We start from the raw sequence: 15,211 nt of genomic DNA, 5'->3' as shown, positions 1-15,211 counted from the left end.
AATTATCTTTGCCCTATTATTGCATAATCCTGAGCACCATAGAGTATATTGTTAAGCATTTCAATGTTATTATTGAATGCTTCCATGAGCTCTCTTGTCTCAAAGCCTGTGGAATCACTTAGATCAATCTTTTTCAACCGCTCTTCTTGAGGGACAGGAGAAATAAATATGGTTTCCCTTTCTTTGAAACCACAACTTTCAAGCAAATAGTTCAATGTTGCAGGATGCACTGGTTTGATATGAGTCAGATCTATATAGAAATTAGCAAAAGAAGTAAAAGACAATGGATTTACAGTTTCTGCTATAATATATGATCCTGGTTGCATTTTATGAGCACATAATGTAAGCAATCTTATCAAATAAACAGGTTCAAGATGTTCTACTACCTGATCAATGAAAACACCATCTAGTGCTTCATCATCCAACGATTCAAGGTACATTATCGCATCTTTTTGATCCACATCCAATCCTTTAGAAACACAGTGTCCTATCATCGCAGCATCTACATCGATGCCTTTTCCTCCAATGCCTTGCTCCTTCAATAATGTCAGGAACTCTCCCCTTCCACAACCAATATCCAGAACATTTGAACATCCTTTAAAGTAATTAATGAATTTCGACTGGCGCTCTTTGATGTCATCGGAAGAGCCACGGAAATTGTTCTCGAATTGGAAGTAATTTATTCCCAAAGCTTCTAAATTGTCATATATATTTGAACTCTTCATCAAATCTATTTGGGATTGTAAATGTTCAATGTCTTTATTCATCTGAGATTCAATTCTTCTAATCCTGTTATCGAACTCATGCTGAAGCTGATGAATCTGATCTTTAACCTCATTATTGACCTCAAATCTAAGCTGGTCTATCTGACCATCTAAAACAATGAACCGATTGTTGTTATCGTTTATTATCCTCGTGACACCAGCATTGAATTCACTCTGTTTCCAGAACATTGGATCAACATATCTTCGTACTTCCCCGTGGACCAGTTCCCTTCCTTTAACCAGAATCTGACCTACAAACGGACGATGTGAACTGATGAAATAACTTTTATTCTGGATATCCCAATTTGCATTAATGTATTCAATATCCCGCTGAACTTTGATATTGGGACAAACTGATTTTTCAGACTGATATATGGTGTCCTCATCCTTGTTCCCGCGATAAACACCTTCTCCTTTTCTGTTGCGAATGTTCTCCCTGATCTGGGCCATAATCTTTTCAACATCAATCTCTTCATCGTGTATTTCAAATGTATCCATAATCTCAGTCCCTCGCCCTTGTTACCATATTATCATAATTCCACTGACATGGTATTTCAAAGAGTCCCGCATCTCTACCTGACGGTATCACGTCAAATGAATACTGCTTATCATGCCAATCATATGGTTTTTGATCGTGGGCATGTATCGCAACCGTCAGCAGAAACTTTCCCATAAGCATAGGAATCCTATCAACATCGAGATCGATGTAGCCTTCACCTTCCACGTAATTTATGAACAATTTTTTTAGTTCAGTATTTGTACCGAATAAGTATTCTCCATTCTCAGAATACAGAGCAATACCGAACACTGGATCAAGTATTTTTTGATGAGACTTATAAAGAATCCTGATTTTCATAGAATCAAAGGAATTAAATCTTGTACTCCCATTCCCAAATTTATCATAGAACTTTACACCAGTAATTTCAACCTTTTTGTTACCCCAACGAACACTTTCATTAGAATCATCGTCTGTTTGAGATGAATCTTTTTCTATTTCATTAACATCAGGAGATATTTCTCCCCCACTATAAACATACTTATCAATAACATCTCCAGTTTCACCAATTGCAACCTGCTCTCCCTTATGCAACAGCAAAGTTCTGTCACAAAACCTCCTGACAGAAGACAGATCATGTGACACAAATACAATAGTCACTCCTTCTTTACGATAATTATTCAGGACATCCAGACATTTTCGCTGGAATTCCATATCTCCCACTGCCAGAACCTCGTCCATAAGAAGAATCTCAGGATCTGTCTGAATTGCAGTAGAAAATGCAAGTCGTACCTGCATCCCAGATGAAAAGTTTTTCAGTTTGGCATCTCTGAATTTTTCTAACCCAGCAAATTCCAGTATATCATCTGTCCTTGATTTGAGGTTCCTTTTAGACATTCCCATTATCGTGCCATAGGTCTTTATATTCTCTACAGCTGTCATTTCGGGATGAAAACCTACACCAAGTTCAAGAAAAGGAGTAACTTTTTTATTAATTTTAACGTTACCATCGGTCGGATTAAGTATGTGAGCTATAATCTTTAATAAAGTACTTTTTCCACTTCCGTTTTCCCCGATAATACCAATTGCTTCCCCTTCTTCAACTGAAAAATTGATGTCATTGAGGGCATTGAATGTTTCATAGGAAGGTGGCTTAAAAACACCCGTCATTGATTCAAACAATGTGTTTCTTTTTTCATGAGGAATACGAAATGACTTATACATGTGCTCAATTTCAATTACACGCATTATATTTCCTCCCCAAATTTGGGTTCCAGTCTGAAAAAAACAATGTAGCCTACAACAAGAAAAATAAATGAAGTAGCTAACATAAAAGCCATATCATTAGTGCTAACTGGCAAGGAGTATATTATGGAATCACGTGCCGAAATAATCATTCTTGCAACTGGATTCAGTAGAACTATTTTCTGTAAATCTGCAGGAAATATATCTATTGTATAAATGATAGGTGTTACAAAAAAGCCTGCCTGCAAGATAACCTGCCATATAAACTGCACATCCCTGAAAAACACATTAAGAGCAGAAAGTATAAGAGAAAGTCCTAGGGACAATACAAAAAGAAATATAAGGAGAATTGGTGCATATAATAAATTAATAGATATAGGAACTCTATATGCTAGCATAAACAAAATGAAAATAATAGCTTCAAAAAAACTCATGATCAGAGCTGTTAAGCATGCGGAGATTACAAAAATATCCCGTGGGAAATATACTTTCTTGATCATATCTGCTTTTCCAATTATAGCAATCGTTCCAATAGTAGTTGCCCTGGTCACGAAGTTCCAGAGAATTATACCAAGAAGAAGGAAGAGCTGAAAATATTCTACCTGAACCCTCATTAGATTAGAAAACACTACATAAAGAACAGTAAGCATAAGCAAGGGTTCTAAAAGCGACCAGAAATATCCTAAAACTGAGTTTTTGTATCTGAGCTTAAACTCACTCCATGCAAGCTGCCAAATCAATTCTCTATAACCATAGAGACTCTTTAAGTGATCAACTATCATTATTTACCACATTTCTCATTTTCTCTTCAAAAAGCGATATATCAAACTTTTTTGCCTGTTCAATACAAGCTTCCTTGTAAATATCGGGTTCTTCTGATATCTTTTTCACTGCTTTTACAATGCTTTGCGAATCAGCTACTACCAATACACCTGTTTCTGATGTAACTGTTTCCAGGAAACCGCCTTCATTAACCGCAACAACGGGTTTTCCACTTGCCATTGCTTCAACCGGGGTCAGGCCGAAATCTTCATCCACCGCTGTGCAGATAAATCCTTTACAGGTCGAATAAAGCTCAACCAGTTCATCCTCGGATATCTCCCCGATCATCTTTACATTATCTGGAAGGGTTTTACCAATCATTTTTGCATATTTTTCAGCATGGTCCCCTTTTGCATAACCACCTGCAATGATGAGACTTTCTTCAGGCATTTCCCGAAAAGCATCTATCTGTAATTCGATACGTTTTTCGGGATAAATACGATTCACAGACAGCCAGAAATCACCATGCTCTTTAAACTTATAATTTGCAGTATCAACCGGGGGATATATTATAACTGATTCCCTATGATGATGTTCTTTTATTCGGTTTTGAACATTTACAGATATAGTGACTATTTTGTCAACTTGTTTAATCGACTTTTGATCCAGCTTTCGATGTCCATATACCCATAGCTTGAACAAAGAGCGCTTTATAAAATCCTGTCGTTCTAAAAAGGAGGTATAAAGGTCATAAAAGGCTCTTACCGGTGTGTAGCAGTACCACATGTTAGGATGGTGCCTGTGGGCAGCATAATGACTCCAGTTCCCGGTAAAAATAAAATAGTCATATTTATCAGAGAAATCACATGTGTAAAATTTGTAAGTTGCTGATATTTGTTTCAAAGGAGGGATTTTCATTGTTTTACCAAGTGAAATAACATTTATTTCAGAATCAATCTTGCTAACAGCATCCGTATCCGTAGTTATAATGTCAGCATCCAGAAGTCTGGCAAGAGTCATTACTACTTTCTCACCGCCACCTATAGCACCAAAATAGTCATGGAATATAGCAACTTTCATTTTCCCTCGTCATTAGTACAATTTTATGTGATTTAAAACATTTCAAGAATAATAAAGATTACTAATGAAATGGAACACATCGTATTGAATACACCATATGAAAATATATATTAGTTATCATAATCCCACCTGATATAGAAATTACAGTTTATTCGACAAATATTATATGGAATAGTGTTTTAAAACATAGAGATAAATAAAGTTTCATTTTGGGAGCATATCCAACATATTATAATCATAAGAGGAATTACGTGTCAAAAGTTGCGTTAATTACTGGCATAAATGGTCAGGATGGAAAATATCTTTTGCAGTTCTTACTGGATAAAGGATATATTGTGCATGGATTTGCAAGAAAAAAACCAGCATTAACATCAGAAAATGAACAACAAAATGTATTTTATCACGAAAATGACCTGAGTGATTTCTCATCCGTCCTCAGTTTATTTCAAGAAATTGCACCTGACGAAGTTTATAATCTTGCTGCACAAAGCAATGTTAAGACTTCTTTTGAAAGGCCGGAATATACATCCAATATCAATTCTCTTGGAACACTTCGATTACTTGAAGCAATCCGGATCCTTGGTCTACAGGAAAAAACACGGTTTTTTCAGGCATCTAGCGGAGAGATTTTCGGGAAAACAACAGAATTACAAAGAACAGAAGAAACTCCTTTTTACCCATGTAATCCGTATGCTGTTTCAAAGATCTACGCTCACTGGATAAACATCAATTATAGAGAATCTTACGGGATCTTTGCCTGTAATGGGGTATTATTCAACCATGAATCACCCCATAGACCCGAATCCTTTGTTACCCGAAAAATAACAGCATCGGTTGCCAGAATCAAAAAAGGTTTACAGGAAGAACTTATCCTTGGAAACCTGGATTCGAAAAGGGACTGGGGATTTGCAGGCGACTATGTAAAAGGAATGTGGATGACACTCCAGCAAAACGAACCGGATGACTATATATTTGCTACAGGACAGGCACATACTGTAAGAGATTTTGTTAATTTTGCCTTCAAAGAAGTTGGGATCAAAATCAAGTGGGAAGGGAAAGGACCAAGTGAGATTGGAAAAGATGCATCGTGTGGAAGGATTGTAGTAAGAGTTAGTCCTGATTTTTACAGACCGGTTGAATCAAGTATTTCCGTTGGCAGTCCTGCAAAAGCTTATAATAAAATGGGATGGGAACCAGAAACAAGTTTTGAAGAACTTGTCCGGATGATGGTCAGAAACGACATGGGTTTAAGCTATAAATAGAATTATTAAACTATATAGGTTGATTGAATGACAAAAATTGCAATTATTACTGGAATTACAGGGCAGGATGGAGCTTATCTTGCAGATTTACTCTTAAGCAAAGGATACATTGTCCATGGGATGGTACGACGTTCATCCTTGAGCAACACTGGTCGAATTGATTATTTGATCAGTGATCCTGATCTGTCTGACCGTTTAAAGCTGCATTATAGTGACCTTACAGATTCTCCAAGTATTATCAAGTTGATTAAAGATATAGAACCCGATGAGATCTACAATCTTGCAGCACAAAGTCATGTTCAGGTATCCTTTGATGCCCCGGAGTACACTGCAAACACAGATGGATTGGGAACCCTCAGGATTCTTGAAGCTATCCGTATCCTTGGGCTTGAGAATAAAACAAGATTCTACCAGGCTTCTACGAGCGAGCTTTACGGAAAGGTCCAGGAAATTCCCCAGAACGAGAATACTCCATTTTATCCACGCAGTCCGTATGGCGTGGCCAAGCTCTATGCTTACTGGATAACCGTGAATTACAGGGAAGCGTATGGAATGTTTGCCTGCAATGGAATACTGTTCAATCATGAATCACCCCTGCGTGGTGAGACTTTCGTTACAAGGAAGATAACAATTGCTGTTGCAAACATAAAGAAAGGAAAGCAGGAAAAATTATCTCTTGGTAATTTTGATGCTAAAAGAGACTGGGGATTTGCGAGGGACTATGTTGAAGGTATGTGGAGGATGTTGCAGGCTGATAAACCGGATGATTACGTGCTTGCCACAGGTGAAACACATTCAGTCCGGGAATTCACAGAGCTTGCCTTCAGAGAGGCCGGAATCGAACTTGTATGGGAAGGAGAAGGACCTCAGGAAGTTGGCAAGGATAAAGCTACTGGAAAGATACTTGTTGATGTAAATCCCGTATATTACAGACCAGCAGAGGTTGACCTTTTGATAGGAGACCCAACAAAAGCCAAAACAGAACTAGGCTGGAAGTCTGAACTTAGCTTTGAGGATCTTGTCAGGTTAATGGTGGAAAAGGACCTTAATAAATAGAGTTCGAACCAACATAAAAACAAATCCAGGGACAGATATAGCCATAATGGCAAACTGTCCTGTATCCTATAAATCTTTTTTAACTACCTGCTTTTTACCCTCTCTTCAAAACCTCATACCCAAACACAGATATTGCAACAATAATCGATGTCATAGAAAGAATGAAAATCACATTAGAATACGTCTCTTTTAGCACAAACCATGAAAGCCCTCCTAGCACATGCGTGACGCTCATTAACAAGATAATAAAAACACCAATTGGATATATTTCCTCTTTTTCCAGAAACTTAAGGATTGTGTAACCCATCAGATAATAAAATATAACAGTCGCTGCAAGATATAGAAGAACTATATCGTTTCTCACTGCAAATACAAGAGTTGGACTGAACTCATATGCCAGTATGTTCTCTATACTCCCTGCAAAATAGAACGTCAGGGAATAATCTATGATTACACCAATACAAAGAAAAAGCGGTATCAACTTATAATTGTGATAGATCGATCGCAGACTCTGCAATATTTGAAGCATAATCCTTTATCCTGTTGAAACTGTCAATTATCATCTCAATGGAATCCTCTACGGGCAGTTGGCTGGCAGTGATAAGTTTTTCACTGAACATACCCTCTCTGCCAAGAACATCATTGGCAAGTTCATTGTTAGATTCCCTCAAAGCTTCGCTGCTGTCCATGAAGAGAGACTGGCAGTCCCTGCACAGATCCGCAAGTATGGAAAGTCCAGCATGAGGCAACGATATATAAGAAAAATGCAATGATATTTTAGATATATGGTCACCAATGCGTTCTATATCGTTGGCTGCAAGACGATAATAAAACGATTCTACGAGGTTTAGATTATCATGTTTAGAAGGTTTTTTGAGGTTTAAACGTTCAACGTGTTGTTTTGATACTAGAAGGAACATACGGTCCAGATCATCATCACGAGTAATAATATGTTGACACATATCCCTGTCATTTTCCTCAAAAACCGATGCAAGTTCTTCCAGCATAAGATAAACAAGAGAGGACATTCTTTTCAGACCTTTTTCGATGGTAAAATCTTCAGTGTCCAGAAAATTTTTAATTATTATTTTCTGATCGCTGCTTTCAACCACTTCCATACCCACTAGACGATGACATAGCTCCTTAATCTCACGGCGTGCTTCATCAGAAATATTATCGCCAGTTAATTCAACTGTCTGAAAATCCCCGACTATGTACAGACCTACAATATCCCTTTTTAGATGTTCCAATTGCTTATTAAACTTCAATTTCTTTGTTTTTTGTGCAACCTTTGAGATAGGAGGTTTAAGAAGCAAACCTCCATCCTCCTGGTAAAAGATAGAAATATGTGAACCCGCTTCTAGTTTTGACCGAAGAGCCCATTTTTTGGGCAGGGTAAGCACATAAGTGGATTTACCTGTTATCTGTACTTTTCTTGTATCCATCCGTTTCACAACCCAAAAGGAATCTAGAACTATTGAACCTGAATTGGGCTATAAAGTTTGTCTTCATAGAACAGTAGAACCTATGTAGACTATATAGGAACCTCGGAGAGATTAAAATAAATGAAAATACTTATTAAAGAAGGAATTAAATTATTTCATCATTCTCCCCTAATAAGGGATATTTATGTAAAATGTGCTTCCTTTCCCTGATTCAGATTCCACCCACAGTTTCCCTTTATGCTGGTCGACAATATGCTTTGCTATAGACAGACCAAGACCGTTTCCTCCAAACATTCGGGTTGAAGTACCATCAACCTGATAGAACTTTTCAAATATATTATCCAGATTTTCCCTTGCAATGCCCACACCAGTGTCTTTTACATAGATCACAATCTCATTCCCGGCGGACATTGCACCTATCTCAATATAACCGCCTTTCTCCGAACCATGTCAATCACATCATTCATCATTTTGATAATGTGAAACCTATCATAAACGATCTTAGCATTTGGATAATTCACAGATATTTCATCTACTCCAATTGTATCAAGTTCAAACTGATCTACTTTTGATCTTGCTTCTTCAACGTAATGCATTAGAATTCTCCACACAGAATCCTCATGGATATTAACCAGCTCTGCAATAGAAGAAACAGTCATTTCTTTAGACATAGCAACAATCAACGCTTCAAAGAACAACGTGAATCCAGTGTTTTGTCTTGTCCAGCAAACATCATTTGCTAGAGCATGTAACCTGACTACGCCATGTTTTTACAAAACTGTTCCCACATTGAATACATATAGCACTTTTTGTCACTCTTGCAGTACTCGCATACATTGGAGCGAGTTATATCTATATATATTTACAAGTAATTAAGGTACGATTAATCTGATAAAAACGCACTTTAAAAAGGTCAAAAATGAAAGAAGAAGAAGAAGAAGAAATAATGGTCAGTATTTGCTGCCTTGCATACAACCATGAAAAATTCATAGCGGATGCAATTGAAGGATTTCTGATGCAGGAAGTTAACTTCAAATATGAGATCCTTATAAATGATGATGCATCAAAAGATGGGACAGCAGATATTATCCGTTCTTATGAGCAAAAATATCCAGATTTGATCAAACCAATTTATCAAACAGTAAATCAGTACTCACAAGGTAAAAAAGTATCCCTGTTTAATCGTCAAAGAGCAAAAGGAAAATATATTGCTACTTGTGAGGGAGACGATTACTGGACTGATCCAAAAAAATTACAAATTCAATTTGATTGTCTTGAAAATAACCCGGATGTAGTATGTTGCTACCACGGCGACATTGTATTAAATGAAAATGGCCTTATGAAAGAGTCCAGAATAGCACCGGAGCATCAGCGATCATATACCAGCTATGAAATGATGACGGGTCAAGTTCATATTTCTACTCTTACAATATTTTATAGAAATCTTGATATATTATTAAAAGAGTACCCTCCAGAAAGTTTCTTCATTAAAAATGGCGACACTTTCCTTTTTTCCATTTTGGGACAATACGGATCAGGCATGTATTTACCAAACATAGAGCCGGCTGTTTATCGTGTTCATGAAGGCGGAATATGGTCTATGAAGAAAAGAGCCGAACAAAAAGCCATGACTATGAATACCTGGTTCTGGATGATTGAATATTATTCAAGACTAGGTAATACAGAAATAGAAGATCAATTCAGAATGCGATATATTATTGGATCGATGGCAGATGTACCTCCAATTCGTCTGATTAAAATATTTTCTAAAATCGTTATTACTTATGTTGTCAGTTCATTTAAAAAAATTTCAAAAAAAAATGACTCTAGCGAAATCCTTTATTAAATAATAAATATGACCTTGACATGCCTGTAGAGGTTACGCACTAATATTTTGAATTTAACTTCCTTTAGTTTATTCCAGTAATCGGATTTATAAACGCAGATATCGTTTTTCCGGGTGTTGAAGGTGCATAATGCATAATAGGGGGATGAATACAATTCCTGTAGCACTGGCACTATTCGGTTTCTTTCTTATAAGTGCATTAATGAAAAAGAAGATAAAGGACTCTATTCTTATAGGATAGTTGCAACGGCCATTCTGGGATTTATAACAGGTCTTTCACAGGCCTGAAAGAATAGTCAGTATGCCACCAGGTATTGCTCCTAAATAGACAGATTTGACCTTGCAACAAATTCATAAAGTGTGTTCCAGATTTCTGATCTGGAACAAAACACTAATCATTCTTTGAATTTTGGTGCCAACTAACACTTTGGGAATTATGCATTTTAAAATATATTTAATGTATAGAGGAAATAGGCTTCCTACATAACCAATCTTTTCAATGCCATATTATACCTTTGATTCCTTCAGAGGTTTCCACATCGATCTCAAATAAAGACTTTATTTCATGAATTATATTTTCGCATTGTTCTTTATTTTTACCTTTGATGATGATCGGGCCCATACGGTTACCTTTATCTGTCGCAGTTTTTGTTTCCATCCCGATATGGATCGGATCAATGTACACTTTCTGGACACCTGGCACTGACTGTATTTTTTCAAGACCTCTGATATCTTTTACAAAGCCCTTTGGTAATGTGAACGCTAAATATCCGGCTACATTGCTCTCTATATTTTGAATTTCAATTTCTTCTACATTCCCCACGGCAACATCAAGCAACAGACTGTTTGCATCAATGCCCGTAGCTAAAGGTATCAGATGGGATGAGATACATATAGCAGCACCTCTGGCAGCACATTCTACTAAATATATATCTCCTGTTCCTTCTTCAACTATATACTCAGAGTGAGTAACACCGAATTTCAAACCAAAACCCTCGATCAAAGTTTTATTAATCTTTAACATCTGCTCTTCCGAACAATTGTCAGGAGATGAAGTGTAAAGGGTTGAGCTGGGAATGAATGCGCCCGGAATATCAAATAATTGTCTTTTCCCAATAACTAAATTTGTGAATTTGTAATTTGAAGCAAAGCCTGAAATTCCATAATCTGCTCCCTGAATGTACTTTTCTATTATTAAGCAATTATCTGTAGAGTAAGCAATTGCAGACTCGAAATTATTCTCAAGTTCAGTGATAGTCTTTACTACTGATACACCCCTACTACCAGCGCTATCTGTAGGTTTCATTACCACTGGAAAACCAATATCCAGAGACTTTTCCCTGGCTTCATCCAAGGTTGAAACCTTATAGTATTTAGGACTCTTTATTCCTAATTTAATGCTTTCATTACGCATTATGTATTTATTAGTGAATTTTAGGGCACAACCATAGCCAATACTTGGCAGGCCTAATTTCTCAGTTACATAAGCAATGGTTGGAACTGGAAAATCAAGTTGATCTGTAACTATCCCATCAACCTGCTCTAGTTTAGCAACTTCCAATACTTTTTCTTTATCACATATGTCAATTTCATAAATCTTATCTGCAAATTTTAAACCGGGATAATTGCCATTACAGCTTACCACGATTATTTCAAAGCCACGTTTCTTAGCTAATTTAATTATTGGAACCTGTGATTTAGCGGCTCCAAGAACCATCAGTTTTTTATACATCCTATGTACCCCTATGAAATTTTTTTAAAGTTCTATATGCTTATGAAAGCATCAATCTGTATGACGATGCATATATTCAGTCACATATATATAAGGATATCTGATTAGCTCTCAAACTCACCGCATATATTTTTATACAACCCCAACAGCATTTAAAGTGATTACTAATAAGAGGTTTTATTGATGGAAACAAGACGTATCTATAAAGTAGGGGTATTTTCACTTGGAAAGGTCCTTGCAGCGATATACGGAATACTGGGACTTATATTCGGTGCTATGATAACCCTCATATCCCTGGGAATGGGTTCCATAATGGGAAACCATGGAGCATTTGCAAGTACACTTTTTGGAGCGGGGGCAATCATAACATTACCCATATTTTATGGGATCATGGGATTCATTGGTGGTGTGATAGTGGCATTGATATTCAATGCAGCAGCCGGAATAATCGGGGGTCTGGAGATAGAGATTGAGTAAAATAAGTAAAGATAATTAAGTCCAAAGATGAAACATCTTTTTCCCCTTCTATTTTTAAAGAGACTGATTCAAAGTTCTCCTACAACTTAATGAACTTTTCACTAATTAGTAACTATCATTAGTAGTTATAATAAGTAACATTGATTCCAAAACTTTATAGCTTCTGGAATCTAACTTTGCTGTGTATACATAATTGTGGGGTTTCCTAAATTATTCTAATGAAGGGGGAGCAAAAATGAAAATCAAACATAATATAATACTTTATATTGGAATAGCTTTTTTATTAGTGACTCTGGGAACTGCATCAGCAAGCACACTAACAGTTAACAACAGTATAGATTCGGTAGCAAATTTTACTTCGATACAGGATGCTGTTAACGCTTCAACTGATGGAGACATAATCATGGTTTATCCTGGGTTCTATGAAGAGAACATAGTCGTATCACAAGCAAACATTACAATCAAATCGCAATCGGAAAATCCTGCAGATACAATTGTGATGGCAGCAGACACCAATGATGATGTGTTCTCTATAAATGCAGATAAAATAAACATAAACGGCTTTAGCATTGATGGAGCAAGCGAAGCTTATGGAATATATCTAGATGGAATTGAAAATTGTGTTGTTACTAACAACATTGTGTCGGACAACTATGAAGGAATCTATTTTAATGGGTCCAACAACAACACATTGAGCAACAACAAATTGTTGAACAATTCTCAAGGTATCTCACTGGAATTTTCCAACGACAATATAATTTATAACAATTTGCTCAATAACAAGGATAATGTTGTATTCGGAGTCGGTGACAATATCAATCTGTGGAATATCACAAAGACAACTGGTACAAACATAGTAGGCGGGCTTTATCTTGGTGGGAACTACTGGGCAGAAATAAATGGAACTGGTTTCAGCCAGACAGCTAACGATACAAATGGAGATGGTATCTCTGACCTTATCTATACTCTGGATGACAATAACATCGATTATCTTCCACTTACATTATTGAGCAACGAAACCATCAATGAAATCCCTGTTGCATCAATAATATCAATTTCACCCAATCCTGCAATAGCAGGCAGTTCAGTTGAATTCAACGGTTCAGGTAATGACACTGATGGTTTTATAATAAATTATGAGTGGACCTCAATCATTGATGGTTATCTGGGTAACACCTCCGTATTGACAATTTCAACTCTGTCCATAGGAAATCATACCATCAACTTCAGGGTTCAGGACAATGACAGTGCATGGTCCCCCGAAACAACTCAGAACCTGACGGTTGTTGATGACGGAGCTCCATATGTAAGCATGGAAGTCGGGTTTACTGACAACATCAGCATCAATAATCCTGTTAATGTAACGCTTAACAGCACTGATCTCAATCTGGATAAATCCGAATTTGTCATCACGGACTACAATAATACTGTTGTCTACACAGAGAACGTCACTGATAAGTTGCTCACCGGCGAATACACATTCACATGGAATGCAACCGGACAGTCCGGCGAAATACTTGAAAGTGGAAACTACAGTCTGAACCTCACAAGTACTGATGTCTTTGGCCAATCAAGTTCAGAGGAGATCTCGGTGTCAGTTGATAACACTGCACCGGTCATGGTCATAAACAGTATCAATGGAACAAATAATACGGATCAGCAGGTATACGCCAACTCAGAACTGCTTGTGAACGTTTCAGAATCGACAACTTATGGAAATGCAATCACAGTTGACTTTGTCCTGTCATCTGCCTTCAGCAATTTCGAAACAGATACAAATGCTGTCTTTGAAAATGAATCCTGGACTGCTTCATTTGACCTATCTCCGGTTCCTGATGACGGGAACTACACACTTACAATTGTTGCCGAGGATGGGGCAAAGAATATCAATTCCACACTTTCTGAGATAGTGATAATCGACAGGATAGCTCCCGGTATCTCTTCAGTCGTCTCCATTCTCAATGACACCTATGCATATGTGAATGTCACCAGCACCGAAGCATTGCAGGGTAATCCTGAACTTACTGTTGATGATGTGCCTGTGAGTATTGAATCTATGAATGATAGCTGGAACGGCATCTTCCAGATTAATGGTACAGGAACTTACACTATCAATATGAACGGATCGGACCTTGCCGGAAACATCGGAAATGGTGAATCTGAAGCTTATGTTGCATCGGTGGCTATTTTCAATGGAACAGGTACGTTCTCAGACCCTGAAAGTAACATTATTCTTAACTTTAATGCTATTGAGGATTCTGATGAAATAATAGTAGTAACCGAAAGTACGACGACTTTCATAGATCCGTCAAGTGGTCAGATGGGAATTCATTTCCTGGCTGTACAACTTAATGATACTCTGGCAAATAATCTCTCAAATGCCACAATATCCATCAGGGTTGATGAATCGCTCCTTCCGGTAGGCATCGGTATCGATGATGTTGCTATCTACAGTTTCAATAAAACCGCAAATGTCTGGGAAGAACTGCCAACAACGGTCCAGAATGTCGATGGCATTGATTACTGGGTCACACAGGTTGAACAGTTCTCTGGTGTATATGCAGCAATAGCCAGCGATACTGTTGCTCCGGTACTTCAGGGTGTTAATATGTCAAGTGGTCCTGTATTTGAAGGAACCATCGAATCCATGGATATCAGTTTCAGCTACAGTGACATGCAGACAGGCGTGAATGTGAGTTCAATAGCCATGACATTTGATGATATGGACATTACTAACAGCACTGATGTCATGACCACGGGTTCAAATACAAAGTACAGTGCCACTAACCTGACTGAAGAAAACCATTCAGTAGTTCTGTATGTTGTTGACAATGCAGGAAATGCAGCTACGTTCAGCACCAGTTTTGCTATAACAACTGATGGTCAGAATAGTGGAAACTCATCCTCGTCTTCCCCTTCAGAAGAAGAGCTGATGGAGTGATGAGGTGCCGCTAGTAAAAGGTGCTTGAACAATATTAAAATGGAGGAATATCGGCTCTGTAGAAAACCTACTTCCTATTTTATTTTGACATAATAATTTAAAAAG

At 37.3% G+C, this 15,211-nt stretch carries 13 protein-coding genes and 1 pseudogene; 5 read left to right on the top strand and 9 right to left on the bottom strand.

What is annotated here, in order from left to right:
* Positions 1-2: 2 nt before the first annotated feature.
* Genes QZZ23_RS11955 through QZZ23_RS11940 form a run of 4 tightly spaced genes read right to left on the bottom strand, consistent with a single transcriptional unit; the run spans position 3 to position 4,347 of the window.
* Positions 3-1,262: a methionine biosynthesis protein MetW gene (locus QZZ23_RS11955; RefSeq protein ID WP_292470423.1), complete on the bottom strand. Its 1,260-nt coding sequence runs from the start codon at positions 1,260-1,262 to the stop codon at positions 3-5.
* Between the two features lie 4 nt (positions 1,263-1,266).
* Positions 1,267-2,508 carry an ABC transporter ATP-binding protein gene (locus tag QZZ23_RS11950; protein WP_292470419.1) on the bottom strand — a complete coding sequence of 414 codons (1,242 nt, stop codon included), beginning with the start codon at positions 2,506-2,508 and terminating at the stop codon, positions 1,267-1,269.
* A complete protein-coding gene (locus tag QZZ23_RS11945; RefSeq protein WP_292470417.1) occupies positions 2,508-3,287 on the bottom strand; it encodes an ABC transporter permease in 780 nt (259 codons plus the stop codon). Before QZZ23_RS11945 ends, QZZ23_RS11950 begins: the two co-directional genes overlap by 1 nt.
* Entirely contained in the window at positions 3,277-4,347 is a 1,071-nt protein-coding gene (locus QZZ23_RS11940; protein ID WP_292470415.1) for a glycosyltransferase, read from the bottom strand. The genes QZZ23_RS11945 and QZZ23_RS11940 overlap by 11 nt, the downstream gene beginning before the upstream one ends.
* 251 nt (positions 4,348-4,598) lie before the next feature.
* Between QZZ23_RS11940 and gmd (QZZ23_RS11935) the strand changes: the two genes are divergently transcribed.
* Together gmd (QZZ23_RS11935) and gmd (QZZ23_RS11930) are read left to right on the top strand one after the other, a co-directional pair.
* Positions 4,599-5,609: a GDP-mannose 4,6-dehydratase gene (gene gmd / locus QZZ23_RS11935; RefSeq protein WP_292470413.1), complete on the top strand. Its 1,011-nt coding sequence runs from the start codon at positions 4,599-4,601 to the stop codon at positions 5,607-5,609.
* A gap of 27 nt (positions 5,610-5,636) precedes the next feature.
* Positions 5,637-6,665: a GDP-mannose 4,6-dehydratase gene (gene gmd, locus QZZ23_RS11930; protein WP_292470411.1), complete on the top strand. Its 1,029-nt coding sequence runs from the start codon at positions 5,637-5,639 to the stop codon at positions 6,663-6,665.
* A 94-nt stretch (positions 6,666-6,759) separates the two neighbouring features.
* On the opposite strand, the gene QZZ23_RS11925 is transcribed toward gmd (QZZ23_RS11930), so the two are convergent.
* The 4 genes and pseudogenes from QZZ23_RS11925 to QZZ23_RS11910 form a co-directional block, all read right to left on the bottom strand.
* Positions 6,760-7,194, bottom strand: coding sequence for a hypothetical protein (locus QZZ23_RS11925; protein WP_292470409.1), 435 nt, complete (start codon positions 7,192-7,194; stop codon positions 6,760-6,762).
* Positions 7,148-8,110, bottom strand: coding sequence for a phosphate uptake regulator PhoU (locus QZZ23_RS11920; protein ID WP_292470407.1), 963 nt, complete (start codon positions 8,108-8,110; stop codon positions 7,148-7,150). Before QZZ23_RS11920 ends, QZZ23_RS11925 begins: the two co-directional genes overlap by 47 nt.
* 168 nt (positions 8,111-8,278) lie before the next feature.
* Positions 8,279-8,521: an ATP-binding protein gene (locus tag QZZ23_RS11915; RefSeq protein WP_292470404.1), complete on the bottom strand. Its 243-nt coding sequence runs from the start codon at positions 8,519-8,521 to the stop codon at positions 8,279-8,281.
* Positions 8,522-8,547: 26 nt separating this feature from the next.
* Positions 8,548-8,835 (bottom strand): annotated as a pseudogene (locus QZZ23_RS11910) (helix-turn-helix domain-containing protein); the annotation flags it as partial.
* Positions 8,836-9,029: 194 nt separating this feature from the next.
* On the opposite strand from QZZ23_RS11910, the gene QZZ23_RS11905 reads away from it, so the two are divergent.
* Complete coding sequence (locus QZZ23_RS11905) at positions 9,030-9,956, top strand: glycosyltransferase family 2 protein (protein ID WP_292470402.1); 927 nt, start codon at positions 9,030-9,032, stop codon at positions 9,954-9,956.
* A 496-nt stretch (positions 9,957-10,452) separates the two neighbouring features.
* On the opposite strand, the gene QZZ23_RS11900 is transcribed toward QZZ23_RS11905, so the two are convergent.
* Positions 10,453-11,688 carry an ATP-grasp domain-containing protein gene (locus QZZ23_RS11900; protein WP_292470400.1) on the bottom strand — a complete coding sequence of 412 codons (1,236 nt, stop codon included), beginning with the start codon at positions 11,686-11,688 and terminating at the stop codon, positions 10,453-10,455.
* A gap of 183 nt (positions 11,689-11,871) precedes the next feature.
* On the opposite strand from QZZ23_RS11900, the gene QZZ23_RS11895 reads away from it, so the two are divergent.
* Positions 11,872-12,165, top strand: a complete 294-nt coding sequence (locus QZZ23_RS11895) for a hypothetical protein (protein WP_292470399.1) — start codon at positions 11,872-11,874, stop codon at positions 12,163-12,165.
* A gap of 235 nt (positions 12,166-12,400) precedes the next feature.
* Positions 12,401-15,106, top strand: a complete 2,706-nt coding sequence (locus tag QZZ23_RS11890) for a NosD domain-containing protein (RefSeq protein ID WP_292470397.1) — start codon at positions 12,401-12,403, stop codon at positions 15,104-15,106.
* Positions 15,107-15,211 lie beyond the last annotated feature (105 nt).

Origin of the sequence: Methanolobus sp., assembly GCF_016278385.1 — an archaeon.
Taxonomy (GTDB): Archaea; Halobacteriota; Methanosarcinia; order Methanosarcinales; family Methanosarcinaceae; genus Methanolobus.
This window is presented reverse-complemented; position numbering and strand designations above follow the sequence as displayed.

Excerpts from the sequence above, each read along its gene's own strand:
- QZZ23_RS11945 (WP_292470417.1), bottom strand. The coding sequence starts at position 3,287 with ATGATAGTTGATCACTTAAAGAGTCTCTATGGTTATAGAGAATTGATT.
- QZZ23_RS11890 (WP_292470397.1), top strand. The coding sequence starts at position 12,401 with ATGAAAATCAAACATAATATAATACTTTATATTGGAATAGCTTTTTTA.
- QZZ23_RS11905 (WP_292470402.1), top strand. The coding sequence starts at position 9,030 with ATGAAAGAAGAAGAAGAAGAAGAAATAATGGTCAGTATTTGCTGCCTT.
- QZZ23_RS11955 (WP_292470423.1), bottom strand. The coding sequence starts at position 1,262 with ATGGATACATTTGAAATACACGATGAAGAGATTGATGTTGAAAAGATT.
- QZZ23_RS11900 (WP_292470400.1), bottom strand. The coding sequence starts at position 11,688 with ATGTATAAAAAACTGATGGTTCTTGGAGCCGCTAAATCACAGGTTCCA.
- gmd (WP_292470411.1), top strand. The coding sequence starts at position 5,637 with ATGACAAAAATTGCAATTATTACTGGAATTACAGGGCAGGATGGAGCT.
- QZZ23_RS11920 (WP_292470407.1), bottom strand. The coding sequence starts at position 8,110 with ATGGATACAAGAAAAGTACAGATAACAGGTAAATCCACTTATGTGCTT.
- QZZ23_RS11940 (WP_292470415.1), bottom strand. The coding sequence starts at position 4,347 with ATGAAAGTTGCTATATTCCATGACTATTTTGGTGCTATAGGTGGCGGT.
- QZZ23_RS11925 (WP_292470409.1), bottom strand. The coding sequence starts at position 7,194 with ATGCTTCAAATATTGCAGAGTCTGCGATCGATCTATCACAATTATAAG.
- QZZ23_RS11895 (WP_292470399.1), top strand. The coding sequence starts at position 11,872 with ATGGAAACAAGACGTATCTATAAAGTAGGGGTATTTTCACTTGGAAAG.
- QZZ23_RS11950 (WP_292470419.1), bottom strand. The coding sequence starts at position 2,508 with ATGCGTGTAATTGAAATTGAGCACATGTATAAGTCATTTCGTATTCCT.
- QZZ23_RS11915 (WP_292470404.1), bottom strand. The coding sequence starts at position 8,521 with ATGTCCGCCGGGAATGAGATTGTGATCTATGTAAAAGACACTGGTGTG.